Raw genomic sequence first — 13,086 nt, forward strand, 5'->3', positions numbered from 1 at the left:
ACTCCTTCGTTGAACAAAAATTAGGGTCGGACAAAGCGCGTGAAGAAAAAGGAAGAACTTGCAAGTCTAGCGGCCACGTTTGTGGCAACAATCAAACACTTGCAGCAGGAGGCCGGGGTTAACGACTCGGAACTGTCGCGCGCGATCGATCTTGACCGGGGGACGCTCAGCCGCCTGTTATCGGGTGAAACTATCGATCCGAGACTGAGCACGATTTCAGCAATTGCCCGGTTTTTCGCCGTTCCGATGTCGTCCCTCTTCGGCGAAGAGAGCAGGGGGTTCGTGCCTGTCTATGAGCAGCGGAGTCTGCGCGACGCGCGAAAAGTATCCGCGGCGCCGCGCCACGGTCAGCTGTGGATCAGGGTATCGAACGCAAATTCGAGTCGATTTGCGATTGCACTCGCCCCCAAGAGCCGCACCGAACCGCTTCCGCACAATGCCATCCTTGTCATAGGAGATTATGCTTCTCTTGATTCAGGCGATTTTGCATTTGTCGAAGTAGATGAACAAACTTACACCTTCGTCAAGTTGACGGATGGCGAAAAACTCATCGGTTACGACATAGAATCAACCTCAAAGCGCCGGCCCATATTGATAAATGAGCAAGCGATCATCGGAAAAGTTGTGGAAATTATAATGGGCACTAGCTCCGAATGAAATTCACCTTATAGTCGTAATGATCGACACCATCACGCGACTTTATCCAGAGAACGATTCTGGAAAACAAGACAGAGAACGCCATTTCGTACAACATCTTTATCGTGATTTGTGCAAGCACGATCTTGAGAAGCACAGTCAACGGCACAACACCGTAAAACAATAGTGTCCCAAATAGAACGCTATCGACGACTGCTCCGACTGCATTGGCCGCAAGAAAACGAAGAATCAGGGCGCGGCCTCTTAGTGCGATCTTCAGCCTAGATACGACCAGCGAATTAGATAACTCGCCTGCGAAGTAGCCGACAGCCGACGCGCCCAGCGCCCTCATCATTTGATGGGACACTCCGAGAACGCTACCGCCCAGCCATCCCGCCTTCTCGAGCGACAGAATAATCAGAATAACCGGGATGTTCACTAAAAACGCACCCCATATCACATGGCGACTTACAACAAATCCATACGTCTCCGTTATGCAAGCCCCAAAGCAATACGTCAACGGAAAAACGACTAGCGCGGTCGGAAAGAGGACGCTGTACCCATGCAGGAACGGCAGGTTGATGGTGGTGATACTATCTCCAATTAAATTGGTAGTGACCAACATGACGCTGAAAAGTGCCGTAAGATAAATAATCCCGTAAGGGAAGTGCGGCACTCGCTCGGTGATGTTCTGGATATTGACGTCGTTAGCATTTACCGTAGCGAGCAATGCGACATCGTTGGCAGAGAATTTGCCAATCCAATCCGCCTCTAACAGTTCACCAACGGGCAGCTTCATCGAAATACCCGTATCATTCACGCGCACTCTCGCGACCGAAAATCGCTTTTCACCATCCTTCGGAAGAATCGCCTCTACCTGGCATCTCGGGATACTATTTGCCGTTACCATAATTGCGCCTGTTCAAAATCGATCCACCAAACAACCAAAAGCACCACCGGCCTACCTTGGAAAACCGAACACTTACGTCACTTGGGCAGATTCTGATACGCCATCTTCAATATGATATCTCGATATTGCGGATACTTTCCCAGCAACTCGGACTGAGTAAGAATTCTATAATCAGCATCGTCAAATCCCGGCACAACAGCGCAACTGACCAACGTGTAATCACCTGAATCGACCGACGCCCCGAAAATCCATCCTCCGCGCATAACTACAGAAAGTACCTCTCCATGTTCCACGTTCGGGCCGAGACGGACCGTCCGATATGCTCCCGTTTCATCGATGACGTGCATCATGAGCGGGTCGCCAGAGTGGTAGTACCATATTTCATCGGATATCATCTGATGGAAGTGCGACGGGCTATCATGGGTCACCATGAAATAGATTCCGCTATAATTTTTCCTTTCAGCGCCGCTCGCCGTCTTTCGATAAATGTCAGAACCAAATGCGTATCTAAAATAGCCTCCTTCCGGATGAGGCTCCAGACCAAGTTTCTCCATCCAGAATTCCCTGGATTCGCGAGGTCTGCTGCTATTTGAATTTGGCATAACGTTTCCCGCAGATATCATGAAAACTATTACAAAAATCGAAACGAAGGTTACTCGTTGAAGCACCGCCTTCGGCCCTCTACACATAAATTTATTGTTTTTCGCAAACATACGATGTGGTTTTAGTTGAAATTTCTAATACATCGCGAGACCGCAGGTGCACGGGGAAATAGTACCGCTGCTGATCCTACACGATGATATCGACATCGATTTGGAATTCTTTACCGCTTTGCAATACGGAGGTTCCCGCGCCGAACAGATGTCAACAAATCGAAAGGTATATTCGAGACTCCAACACAATTCTTTCGATTTGATTTAATTTGAACGCGCAGCGCGCCTGCGACCGAGCATCGCCCCTATAACCGTAGCGGCGAGGCGATGGAACAGCGTCCGTCGCGGGCGCGCGCCGCAACCTCAGTCCGGCTCGATCTGCATCTGTTGCGCAGCTTGTTGACGTCGCTGGCGCTGCGGCTGGGTATTCGCCTGCTCGGCCAGCTCATGTTCACGCAGCGTCTCGATGGCGCTTGACTTGTCCTGGTGGCGTGAGACGGCCGCTCGAGCGAGAATTGCGTCGGTCGTGAAAATCTGGAGATCCTCGACCGCCCGGGTGAGCCCGACATAGAAGCTCCGGTCGCCGAAGATCCTACGCACCGTCATCGCGACGTCTGACTGGCGCCGAGCATCTTCCGGATCACGCTCCATTTTGTGTGAAGGGATATGCAGCATGGCTTGCTCGCGGGTCGCGCCTTGGCCTGCGTGAACCGTCACCGCGTACGCGTGATCCCAATGACGCTGCGCGTCGAGATCCCAAGGAATTTCCTTGCCATCCGCGAGCCGCAGGACCGCCTGGTTCTCGTTGACAGAAACGACGGTCGCCTCGTGGCCATTCTTGACGAGCTCGTCGCCGCGGGTGAAGCGGATGACGTCACGCGCGGCGAGATTCCTCGTTTCCGAGAGATACACCTCCACCCGGTTGTACTTTTTCGGTTCCCATTCCATTAGAGACCCGTCGGACTTCCGCAGAACGACGATACCCTCGTCGGGTCGAGTGCCCACAACGCCCATGTATTCGCCGCGGGAGGCGAGTATTTTCTGATAGTCACGACCAAACCGGACGGTCATATCCTTGGTGTAGTACTGCGCCTCCTTCTGCTTGGCCCGGGTCAAATCGCCGTCGGACCGGAAGATGGTGTGTGCCGAGTCGTTGACATCGAGATCGCCACGCTCCTGCAGCTCCGCCCGAACCGCATTGTTGATTTCGACGCGGTCCTCGTTAAACGGGGTGATGATGATCGTCTGATTTCTTCGTGGTCCCCGGTCGACGTACTGGCGCGCCAACAGGTCGATCAGGTCTCGCGGATCCTCGTGTTCCGTCACGCGCCCAGCTCGCTCGAGAAAGTCGAAGGCGCGAGCGTTACGTGCGAGGTTCAGGTCGGTGAGGGGCTCATCCGGTGCAAGGTCGGCGGTGCCCACGGTGATCGCGACTGCCTGCTGCAACTCGGGATTCTTCTGGCGCTGGATCTGGGTCATCTGAGCGGTGGTCACGCCCTCGTCCTGCAGGATCTCAAACGGTTTGCCCGCCTCGATGGCCTGCAGCTGGAGGCGGTCGCCAAGGAGGATGACCTTCGCATCCGCTCGTTCCGCCATCTTAAATAGGCGAGCCATTTGCCGTTGGGCGAGGAACGATGACTCGTCGACGAGCCAGAGCTCGCGCTCTCGTGATAGGTCCGGCACATACTCGCGCAGGACCTTCAAATCATCCTGGCGCCGCTGCTCATGAATCTCGAACATCGTAACCGTATCGGCCTGGATACCGGAGTCGTTCTCGAGCTGCTTGGCAGCCTGCCCGGTTGCGGCCATCCCTCGTACAAGCCAACCCTGCTCGTGCGCGACCTGGACTGTTCCCTTGACCATCGTGGTTTTGCCCACGCCGGCGAGCCCCTGCACCGCGACGATCCGGTCTCTGCTCGTCAGCGCATGCTCGATCGCGCCTCGCTGGCCGGGGGTGTAGTCGAAGGTGGAATCGTTCCGCTCCGCACGCGCGGTGGCGATGGCCTGTTCGATTCTGGACCGGACTAATTCGGCAGGCGCGATCGCCGGCGTCGCATCTCGCTGCGCGAGCGCGTTCTCGACCGTCCAGCGCTCCGTGTTGAGCATCTTCTCGGTGGTAATGTTGCCGTCCGGAAGGTCGACGATCTTGCCTTGATGGACCAGCTTTTTGTAGGCATCGAGAATCTGATTCGGAGACGTTCGGCCGACCGCATGTTCGAGCGCGGTCTGGACGAGGTCATATTGGTTCAGCACGATTTCGCGCTCACCGAGGTGAGACGCAGCGAACCGTAGGGCTTCAATACCGGACAACTTGACGACCCGTGCATCCGTTCCCGCTTCCCGCGCCTCCCGTGCCTTCTGCTGGATGACGCTGTAGTCGAGGTCGACTGCTTGTGCGCGCTCACGCCATTGAACCGACAAGGCCTCATGGTCGACGCCGACCTTGCGTTCGCGGGTCGCGAGCACGGCACGCTCCTTCTCGGCGGCCGTGGCGTTTGCAGGATCGATTCCGTTGGCCCGCAGCCATCGATCGCGCGCTGCCGAGCGCTGGCTGAAGTGTTCAATTTGCTCCCGCGTGACGCCGACCAGTTCGAAATTCCCGTTCTCGTCGGGTGCCGTGATGGCATAGCCGCGCTTCTGCAACCCGCGCGCGAGCGAGGACGTGTAGATTGCCCCGATCACCTTCTGCTGCACGTACAACTCGTCATTGGTGAGCGATCGCCATTCGCCATCGGCGCGTTGGGTCGCGTTCATGACCAGGGCGTGGGTATGCGTATCGGGGTCGAGATCTCGGCTCGTGTTGTGTCGAAAGAGGGCGGCTACTACATTGCCGGTCGGCTCGACCAGCGTCTCGCCATCGACCGTTTTGCGGGCCTGCGCCACATACGCCTCGACGTACTCGAGCGCCTCCTTGACGGCTTCCTCGTGGGCGAGACGGACCTCGCGATCTTCGAAAACTTCGGCAGCGATACTGACGCTTTTCGGTGCCGAAAACGTCAAATCGATGCCGGGCCGATGCACGACCTCGGGCTCGCCATTCTCGTCCAAGACGACGCGACCGAGTTGCTGATCGCCGACCTGCCCAGACAGCAGTTTGAAAAACACGTTCCGATCGACTTGCCCGTTCAGACCGAGGGTGGCCGCCCCCTTGCCGAACCAGGCGGAATGTTCGAGTCCCTGATCGGTGGTGTAGTAGTTGTCTTTCGAAAAATAGTGGAGCGCTTGGCTGGCGCTGCCGACATTGTGCATGCTCATCATGGCGTGTCACCCCAACAGGTCACCGAGGCCGGCGCGGCCGGTGGGCCGTTCGCCGGCGCCTGGCTCGCGGGAAGCCGACGTATCGTGAACCTCGCCGGTGTCACCGTCGACGATTTCGCCGGTCGACAGCGAGATCACGTTGGACGGCTGTACTACGGAACGAGGAGTGTTCGGCGCGGAGGCACCGACAGCCGGGCCGGCCGCAGCGGCGTTGGTCGCCGAATCCTCGGCGGCCGTGGTCGGTGCGCCGGAAGGATTGGGTGACGGGGAGTGGGACAGGGACGGGTCGCTGCCGGATCTCTCCGGCGCAGCCGGACGGTCAGCTACAGCGCCTGCCGGAAGCCAGAGATCGTACGTTTGGCGCGGGATGAAGGGCGTCACCGTTTGGGGATGGGGGACGTATTCGTACTTGACCCGAGCAACCGGATAGTCGCTCGGTGTGACCAGATAGCCCTGCATGTCGGGCAGGTGCAGGATTTCGGATGAGAGGACGAGATCGCGGAGATTGCGTCGCGCAAAAACGCTCATGCCGTCGCGCCGCTCGTCGATGCCGAGATTCAGGCTTTCTTCCTTTTCGTCGAGGTCGGCCTGACCGATCGCGTTGGCCAATGCCTTGGCCGCGTCACCATCGGTCACGCGCAACAGGAGCTTGGTCTGGCATCCGGAGATGATCGTGCGCGCCAAGTGCTCGCCGTAGATCTGGAAGAGTTGGGAAAAGTCCTGGATGCCGAGCACGAAGCAACCGCCGTACTTCCGAATGTTGGTAACGGCGAGCTTCATGATCTCGAGCTTTTGCAGAGTGGGGAGCTCGTCATAGAAGTACCAGAGACGTTCGCGATGAATCGGCTTGAGTGTCAGCAGCGAGCGGATGGCGATATCACACCAGAGGCTGATCAGCGGAAGCAGGGCGGTTTTCTGCTCCTCGTTGACGGAAATGAACAGCCAGGAATCGTCGTCTTCATCCTCATTCTGGATCCATTCTCGGATCGAAAATGGCTCGCCTTCGTCGTGCAGGTAACGAAAGCAATCGAGCTGGTTCTGCACGGTCATCTTAAGGCTCATGCCCGTACGCTCAGTGACTGGATCGACGTAGGTCGCCGCGGACTCGTTCGCTAGGATCGCGTGCAATTCCTCGAGATTGCTATGGGCGATGGCCTTGTACAGCGCTGCGTTGGTTCGTTTGTTGTCGCCGCCAAGCGCACGAATCGCTCCCTTGAAAACCATGCGCCCCGCAATCGCGAAGAATGGGTCGGCGACATTCGGCGGAATCGGAATGAGCCCCTCAGCCAGCCCGTCGTAATGGATCTCGCTTTGGATTTCGCGCCAGGCATTCCAGTTCGGGCTACGCGCGTCGAGGGGATTCAGGATGACGTCCTTCCCTTCGCGATAATACGCAGCGGTGAATTCACCTGATGGGTCATAGACGATCGCCCGTTTTTTGCGGGCGCGCACCTGATCCATCAGCGCAAAAAACTGCTGGGACTTGCCACTGCCTTGGGCACCAGAAAAGAGTGTGCCGAGCACTTCGGCCTTCTTCCGCATCGGCACGCCGGCGATGCGATAGGGGCTCGCGTCGTCTCGAGCCTCCAGTTCCTTGATGAGCTCCTTTGCTTTGACGAGCTTGGCACCGCGCACCTGCTTGTCGGTAAGTTTTCCGCGGCCGTACTCCATCCAAAACAGGACGGAAAGGAACGTGACGGCAATCGCCGTTAGAACAGCGTACACGGCAGCATTGCGCGCATAGACGAAGAACTCGTCGGCCGCATCCTCGGTAAACGACCGCGCCGCAGCGGGCGGCAGTGCCGTGTCGTCGTTGCCGAGATGGAACGAGACGTTCGGATTCGCCATCGGAACGACGGTGAGGATTTCCGCCTCAAGGTGCTTGATCGTCAAATAGCGAGTTTCGGCCGACGTGACGAAGTACACGTATGCACCGCCGGCCAGCGCACCGACGAGAATTGCCGCGACGACAACCGCCACGATCGCACTGGTGAGAAGCTTTGCCTGTTGCCACCAGAGGGCAGTTCCTCGTGAAAAGGTGGCGAGTCCGCTGGGTGAGCGTTGATCAGCCATTGCTCTCTCCCAGCAGTTTCTTGGTAGCGGCTTCGGCGCGATCCTGTGCCTGGTGGAAGAACTGGATGTTTCTGTCGCTGATGATGCTGGTCAGGACTTCGCGGCTGAAGAACACGGCTTGAACCAGTTCGGACGGTAGCGTCTGGACGGATTTGCCGGGGCTGCCATCGGACGGCGTGTGCCCACTCAGTTGCTGAATGAGGGCCTTGAGACGCTGGTCGATGAGCGAGACATTTTCGGTGACGACGCCGAGCGCAAGCTGCTTGCGAATGTAGTCGGACAGCGACACACCGTTCTCCTGGGCCTTGCGCCGATAGAAGCGTTCCGACTCGGGATCGAGTTTGAAGGAGATGGGTTTGGACGCACCTTTCCCCGGCGTTTTGAGACGCGGCATGAAGACCTCGTAGCGAGAGATCCTTACCTTTTTGTGGCCGTGGTTATGTGCGGATTGCGCTGCCGATACGCGCTTCTGTCGTGTGAAGATGTTAGCACATGGTCACGCTGTTTCGTCATACGGCTATGTGTTTTTCTGGGAAGGGCGACAATCTTGTCGTTTCGCATTGTTTTCTCCATCAACATCCCCCTCGCGTCTTTAAAGCACTGATTTAATTATCGTTTGCTGTATATCTGGATCTTCATCGAATTTAGGTGTACTACCGTGACGCCAATGGTGTAATACGCATATAGCCGTTGTCACGCGCGCTTTCGATCTTAGGTCGAACGGTATTAAAAGGGTTTTACGGGCGTCATACCGGCATACGCTATATCCAGCTTTGAGTCTTGGCTCTACCTTATCGATATCGCGATTTTAGGCGTCGTACCGCTTAAAGGCTTGCGCAGCAAGGCTTTAAGCACCCGCAACGGAGTTGCGTGGTGTGTGACCGTCCGGTCGGGGGGTGGGGCTTGCCCCACGGGTCGCCCCTCGGACGGACGGACGGTATCTGGATGGTGATACCCGGACGGGTCCGAGTATCACCGGTTTTTCAGCAGGCGTGGCGATCGGCATCGCAGCCAGCAAGAGCGAGGATTTCGTTCCGTTGAGGCGTTCGCCTGGGTGGAGCACCGCGAAAATTTTGCAGAAAAGTGAAGGTTGAGTCACCGACACGAAAGAGAGAAAAACGAGGCGAGCGTCGATCCGTTCCGCACAGGGAAAAAACGGAATAGGGAGGTCGAACGGAGGCAGGGAGCGGACAGGGGGAAATTCGGAGCGACGAGGGTGGTTATGCCACGCAGGTTTTCCACATATCCACGGGTCCGAACCGACGCAGCGATGCGCCTACATCGCAAGAGCGTTGGCCGCGCGCCGTTTTCCACAACGGTGTTGGTTGTGGGAAACGGGAGAAGCGCGGGGACCGGTGGGTATGTGGAAAACCTGCCGGCGTGCGCGGATTACGGTCGTGGATAGATGGGGTGTCGAGCAACAGCCAGAGAGAAAACGCTGTGAGCACGATCGGTTTGGCGGTATTCGGCGGGCGCGACTTGGCGGCCGCCGATCACGGTCTGCGCAATTCAGGATTGCGCACTGAATGGGTGGTCCGCGCGGGGCGACGGCTGCGCAACGGCGCGGGCGACGCCCCGCGCGGCGACTGTGCGAAAAAAAGCGCGGGGCGGGCGCTCGCGCGCTGGCTTGGTCGGGTCGACGGCCGCGACGGTGGCGGCCGCCGCGCTCGAGCTACGCAATGCGTGCATTGCGTCTGGGTGGATGGTCCGCGCCGGGCGGCGGCTGCGGAATGGCGCGGGCGCCGCCCGGCGCGGCGACAGCATGAAAGTCGCGGGGCCGGGGGCTCGGCGAGCGGGTTGGTCGGGCCGGCGGTCGCGACGGTGGCGACCGCCGTGCTCGAGCTGCGCAATGCGAGCATTGCGCTCTGGCTAGGTGGTCCGCGCGGGGCGGTGGCCGCGGAATGGCGCGGGTGACGCCCCGCGCGGCGACAGCAGGAAAAATGCGGGGGCGCCGGATCAGCGCTCGGAGCGGTTGCGTCGGCGGCCGCGACGGTGCCGGCCGCTGCGCGCGAGTTGCGCAGCGGGCAATTGCGCCGCGACGGATGACGCGCGGGGCAGCGGTGCGACAGCGGGGTATCAGGCCTCAGTGCTTTACGTTGCGCGGCCGAATTCCGTTACACTTCGCGGCAAGGGGGAGGGACAAGATGGAGTGATAGAGGCCATGACAGCAGATGCAGGGAAGACAGCGCGCAAGCCGCGATCGATCGAAGACGAGATCGCGAGGGCGGCGGCGAAGCTGAAAAAGCTGCAGGACCAACAGCGCGAGATGATCCGCAGGGATCGCGAGCGGAATCATAAGGCGGTGCTCGAGCTGCTGCGCGCGGAAGGGCTGGACGAGATCCCGGCGGAACAGTGGAAAGAGCGGCTTGATGCGGTAAAAGTCGCACTCGCGAAACCGTGCGAGACCCCGGTGCCGGCGAAACCCGCCCAGGGCGTGCCGGCCGCCGCTGTCGCCGACGGCGCGTCGGTGTGATCGTTGGGGCAATCCGGCGACGCACGAAGTGTGCGCGGAGCGGGATTGCCCCGATTCGTTTGCGCAGCGCGCAAACTGGCTAACGCATTGGTCGCGGGCTGGCGGGTGGTCGCGGCGTAGCGGCGAGCGCCCGCCAGCCCGCGACGCCGCGAAAATCCCGGCTCAGGCGTGCTCGTGTACGGGCGTCGTCACGGTCAACGTGAGGCCGAGCGCGCGCACAACACGCAGGATCGTCGCGAATTCCGGGTTGCCGTGCTCGTCCAGCGCTTTGTAGAGGCTTTCGCGGCCGACGCCCGCGTCGCGCGCAATCTGCGTCATGCCACGCGCACGCGCCACGGTGCCGATGGCTTCCTGAATGTCGGCGGAATCGCCGGTCTCGAACGAAATCCGCAGATATTCGGCCTGCGCCTCGGGCGTGTCGAGGTATTCGGCCGCATCGAACGGCGTTGTCTTGATACCCATGTCAATCTCCCAATTGCGCCGAAAGCGCGATAGCACGCTCAATGTCGCGCTGCTGCGTTGACTTGTCGCCACCGCATAGCAGGACGACGAGCGTTGAGCCTCGTTGGACAAAGTAGACGCGATAGCCGGGGCCGACGTGCACGCGCATTTCGCTCACTCCGGCACCCACCGGCTTCATGTCCCCATATTGGCCGCGCGCGAGCCGTTGAATCCGCTTGGCGATCTGCGCGCGCGCGATGTGATCGCGTAGGCCGCGCAACCATTTCGCGAAGTCGTCTGTCTGCTCGATTCTCATATCCTATATAGTATCCCATAGGATACACGATTTCAAGATGCATTCTGGGTGCCGGCTGAACGCCCCGGCGACGCGAAATGCGCCCGTCGAAGGGGGTACGGTTTTCACGCGACGCGCTCGACTTCTACAAGCTGCGACCCAAAAGGCGCTTCCGCACGGCTCCAAGCCTCTTCGAAGCTGCTTGCGTCGATGATCTCGACGTCGAATCCAGTCTCTGTCTTGTAGGTGATCGCCCACTGTGCCTGCATGTCATTCTCCTTCGCGAACTCCGGCTAAATCGAATGCGGGTCGCGTCGATGACGCGTTATTTCGAAAACGCGCCGTCGAACGCGGCGCGTTGCGTGTCCGACAAGTGCGCCGCGTCGATCTGCGTCGCGCGGTTCACGATCATCAGCGCGTAGGGTTCGGCAAGAATCCGCGCTTCGCGGCACAGGATTGGATCACCGTCTACGCTCGGTTGGCGTGCGCGCCAAATGTTGATCGCGCGCTCGATCTGCTCGATATGCAAAACTGTTGTGCTGTTCATCGTTTTCGCTCCGTGGAGTGCGCCGTGTACACGGCGCACGCAGGTTAGTCGATACATTCGTCGAAGTGCCAGCGCGACTCCATTTCCTTGGCGGCACCGATCGCCTCCTGAAGCGTCTCGCGTGGATGGCCGGTGTTCGGCTCGCAATCGCCGCCACGATGAGACACTTCGAGGGCGGGGACATAGCCGTGCCGGGTCAGGCTCACGCTCGGGCGCGTTTCGTTCAATCCGTCCATGTCGCTGAACCATTCTCCAAACCAGACGACCCGACCGCATTCCTCGGCTTCGAAGCCGTCATCCCAATACGGAAGAAGAGTGGGCTCGTCCGCCAGCATCAGCGACATGTCGGACCCTTCGCGGCACGCGCGCACACCGCTCTCTCGGGCGCAGATAACGGCGTCAATCAAGTGCTGCTCCGCGTTCCACTGGTTTCCGGCAATCGCGGCGATGCCGTGCAGCGCAAGCTGTATGCGCGCTTCGAGGGCAAAATCGAAACTGTCGATGGGAGGGCGATCATTTTTCACAGCTCGCTCCGATCGGCGCGCCAGCTTCTGCGCGCCGGCAAGTGGGTCAATGGAAGATGCCGAGCGCTTCACGAACGACGCGTTGAGCGCTCGCGGCGCCGTAGCGCTCGCCGCGCGCGTACGCCTTTTCGTAGATCATGATCGCGACATTGATTTGCCACGCAGTCCAGTCGATCGTGGGCAGCGTAAATGCCAGTTCGCCATCGTCGCCATGATGTACCCCGATGGAGGACGCAGCACGTTCGGAACACGCAATTGCGAAAAATCCTTCGGTGATACCTTCGATCATCAGTTCGTCAGTCTCGTAGCTCATCGTGAGTCTCCGGGTTATTGCCAAACCGGCGACCACGCGCCGGACGAAAGGCGAAACAGGGTGATGCGCTGAGCGCAACCGTCGGTCCTCGTTTCGAGCCGCACAGCGCGCGCGTCGTCATCAGGGCGGGTCCAGCGGTACAAAACGCGAATGGGGGCATCGACCGGGCAGCCGAGCCAGTGCGCGGCGGTCGCGCGCAGGCGATTTTTCGTGTGTCGAATGCCTGCCTGGCGGTGAGCCTCGGGGGGTGCGGGGGGAACGCCCGCGCGTGTGTGCGTGATTCGGTCGGGGGTGGTTGTGCTCACGATTTCGTCCTTTTGTGTCGGGTTGTGGATCTGCCATTGGGAGCCGCCTCGACGCGGGTTTAGCGCGGGCGGGCACGGGTGCAAGGGCGCGCCCGGAGGCCGCATGCGGAGCGCAGGCGTAGCCGAGCACCGAACGGGTGAGGACGTGGGCGGAGCGAAGCGCAGGCTTTACCCTTGCGCCCGTGCCCGCCCGCGCTATGCGTCGAAAAGGGGCGGCTCCCAATGGCAGATCCACGCGCTTAACCCGGCGCAAAAGGATGGAGCGCAACCACGCGGTTTCCCCGACCGGATCGCGCACACGGCGCGGGGCAGCCGGCCCCGCGCCCCCTCGGCCGGCGTAGCCGGCCGCTAGACCTGCTGTCCGCCCGCGCGTAGCGGGCGCGTACTCCACGAGCAAGCGAAGCGCGCAGCGCCGGCACGGCGCGCAGACGTCAGGGATTGAAGCCCGTCAGGGGCGAGACACGCGCAGCGGGGCTCGACGCGCAGCGCGAAAGCCCGGCCCGGAGCGAAGCGGAGGGAGACGCCCCAGCAGCGAGTCAGGAAAGTGCCGCCAGCGCATGCGCCACAGCGACGGGCGCGCATGCGCAGCATCGGAAAGGTGATCCTTTACGGGAGCGGCAGAGAATCGAAAAGTGAGAACTTTCGGGAGTAGATCATC

Annotated in this window: 14 protein-coding genes; 3 read left to right on the top strand and 11 right to left on the bottom strand. The window is 59.9% G+C overall.

The features are described from left to right. The first annotated feature begins 39 nt into the window (after positions 1-39). Positions 40-657 carry a helix-turn-helix transcriptional regulator gene (locus tag CFB47_RS37735; protein ID WP_049120948.1) on the top strand — a complete coding sequence of 206 codons (618 nt, stop codon included), beginning with the start codon at positions 40-42 and terminating at the stop codon, positions 655-657. On the opposite strand, the gene CFB47_RS37740 is transcribed toward CFB47_RS37735, so the two are convergent. From CFB47_RS37740 to CFB47_RS37760, 5 genes are all read right to left on the bottom strand, one after another. Next, the gene (locus tag CFB47_RS37740; protein ID WP_027811061.1) at positions 644-1,456 is read right to left on the bottom strand and encodes a VUT family protein; all 813 of its coding nucleotides are present in this window, start codon (positions 1,454-1,456) and stop codon (positions 644-646) included. The genes CFB47_RS37735 and CFB47_RS37740 overlap by 14 nt on opposite strands. Positions 1,457-1,623: 167 nt before the next feature. Continuing rightward, positions 1,624-2,100 carry a cupin domain-containing protein gene (locus CFB47_RS37745; RefSeq protein WP_034192242.1) on the bottom strand — a complete coding sequence of 159 codons (477 nt, stop codon included), beginning with the start codon at positions 2,098-2,100 and terminating at the stop codon, positions 1,624-1,626. Positions 2,101-2,562: 462 nt separating this feature from the next. Further along, the gene (gene mobF, locus CFB47_RS37750) at positions 2,563-5,457 is read right to left on the bottom strand and encodes a MobF family relaxase (protein ID WP_027811060.1); all 2,895 of its coding nucleotides are present in this window, start codon (positions 5,455-5,457) and stop codon (positions 2,563-2,565) included. A gap of 6 nt (positions 5,458-5,463) precedes the next feature. Further along, positions 5,464-7,530: a type IV secretion system DNA-binding domain-containing protein gene (locus CFB47_RS37755; protein WP_027811059.1), complete on the bottom strand. Its 2,067-nt coding sequence runs from the start codon at positions 7,528-7,530 to the stop codon at positions 5,464-5,466. Then, entirely contained in the window at positions 7,523-7,924 is a 402-nt protein-coding gene (locus CFB47_RS37760) for a hypothetical protein (protein WP_027811058.1), read from the bottom strand. The genes CFB47_RS37755 and CFB47_RS37760 overlap by 8 nt, the downstream gene beginning before the upstream one ends. A 1,016-nt stretch (positions 7,925-8,940) precedes the next feature. Here CFB47_RS37760 and CFB47_RS40955 point away from each other — a divergent pair. Together CFB47_RS40955 and CFB47_RS37765 are read left to right on the top strand one after the other, a co-directional pair. Continuing rightward, positions 8,941-9,444: a hypothetical protein gene (locus tag CFB47_RS40955; RefSeq protein WP_143277545.1), complete on the top strand. Its 504-nt coding sequence runs from the start codon at positions 8,941-8,943 to the stop codon at positions 9,442-9,444. A 247-nt stretch (positions 9,445-9,691) separates the two neighbouring features. Then, positions 9,692-10,003, top strand: a complete 312-nt coding sequence (locus CFB47_RS37765; RefSeq protein WP_027811057.1) for a hypothetical protein — start codon at positions 9,692-9,694, stop codon at positions 10,001-10,003. Between the two features lie 162 nt (positions 10,004-10,165). Here CFB47_RS37765 and CFB47_RS37770 read toward each other — a convergent pair whose 3' ends face one another. From CFB47_RS37770 to CFB47_RS37790, 6 genes are all read right to left on the bottom strand, one after another. Then, positions 10,166-10,465, bottom strand: a complete 300-nt coding sequence (locus tag CFB47_RS37770) for an addiction module antidote protein (protein WP_027811056.1) — start codon at positions 10,463-10,465, stop codon at positions 10,166-10,168. Position 10,466: 1 nt separating this feature from the next. Further along, entirely contained in the window at positions 10,467-10,760 is a 294-nt protein-coding gene (locus CFB47_RS37775) for a type II toxin-antitoxin system RelE/ParE family toxin (protein ID WP_027811055.1), read from the bottom strand. A 104-nt stretch (positions 10,761-10,864) separates the two neighbouring features. After that, on the bottom strand, positions 10,865-11,008 hold the full coding sequence (locus CFB47_RS41425; RefSeq protein ID WP_154233621.1) for a hypothetical protein: 144 nt from the start codon (positions 11,006-11,008) through the stop codon (positions 10,865-10,867). Between the two features lie 56 nt (positions 11,009-11,064). Then, a complete protein-coding gene (locus CFB47_RS37780) occupies positions 11,065-11,343 on the bottom strand; it encodes a DUF3717 domain-containing protein (protein WP_370540367.1) in 279 nt (92 codons plus the stop codon). Beyond that, positions 11,331-11,882 carry a hypothetical protein gene (locus tag CFB47_RS37785; RefSeq protein WP_077186813.1) on the bottom strand — a complete coding sequence of 184 codons (552 nt, stop codon included), beginning with the start codon at positions 11,880-11,882 and terminating at the stop codon, positions 11,331-11,333. The genes CFB47_RS37780 and CFB47_RS37785 overlap by 13 nt, the downstream gene beginning before the upstream one ends. Beyond that, positions 11,857-12,123 (bottom strand): hypothetical protein, encoded by a 267-nt coding sequence (locus CFB47_RS37790; protein ID WP_027811052.1) that lies wholly within the window; start codon positions 12,121-12,123, stop codon positions 11,857-11,859. The genes CFB47_RS37785 and CFB47_RS37790 overlap by 26 nt, the downstream gene beginning before the upstream one ends. Between the last annotated feature and the right edge of the window lie 963 nt (positions 12,124-13,086).

The sequence above is a fragment of the Burkholderia sp. AU27893 genome (assembly GCF_002223205.1).
Taxonomy (GTDB): Bacteria; Pseudomonadota; Gammaproteobacteria; order Burkholderiales; family Burkholderiaceae; genus Burkholderia.

What these genes read in the sequence shown, in the direction of transcription:
- CFB47_RS37745 (WP_034192242.1), bottom strand. Translation starts at nt 2,100, where the DNA reads ATGGAGAAACTTGGTCTGGAGCCTCATCCGGAAGGAGGCTATTTTAGA.
- mobF (WP_027811060.1), bottom strand. Translation starts at nt 5,457, where the DNA reads ATGATGAGCATGCACAATGTCGGCAGCGCCAGCCAAGCGCTCCACTAT.
- CFB47_RS37755 (WP_027811059.1), bottom strand. Translation starts at nt 7,530, where the DNA reads ATGGCTGATCAACGCTCACCCAGCGGACTCGCCACCTTTTCACGAGGA.
- CFB47_RS37760 (WP_027811058.1), bottom strand. Translation starts at nt 7,924, where the DNA reads ATGCCGCGTCTCAAAACGCCGGGGAAAGGTGCGTCCAAACCCATCTCC.
- CFB47_RS37765 (WP_027811057.1), top strand. Translation starts at nt 9,692, where the DNA reads ATGACAGCAGATGCAGGGAAGACAGCGCGCAAGCCGCGATCGATCGAA.
- CFB47_RS37770 (WP_027811056.1), bottom strand. Translation starts at nt 10,465, where the DNA reads ATGGGTATCAAGACAACGCCGTTCGATGCGGCCGAATACCTCGACACG.
- CFB47_RS37775 (WP_027811055.1), bottom strand. Translation starts at nt 10,760, where the DNA reads ATGAGAATCGAGCAGACAGACGACTTCGCGAAATGGTTGCGCGGCCTA.
- CFB47_RS41425 (WP_154233621.1), bottom strand. Translation starts at nt 11,008, where the DNA reads ATGCAGGCACAGTGGGCGATCACCTACAAGACAGAGACTGGATTCGAC.
- CFB47_RS37780 (WP_370540367.1), bottom strand. Translation starts at nt 11,343, where the DNA reads ATGTATCGACTAACCTGCGTGCGCCGTGTACACGGCGCACTCCACGGA.
- CFB47_RS37790 (WP_027811052.1), bottom strand. Translation starts at nt 12,123, where the DNA reads ATGAGCTACGAGACTGACGAACTGATGATCGAAGGTATCACCGAAGGA.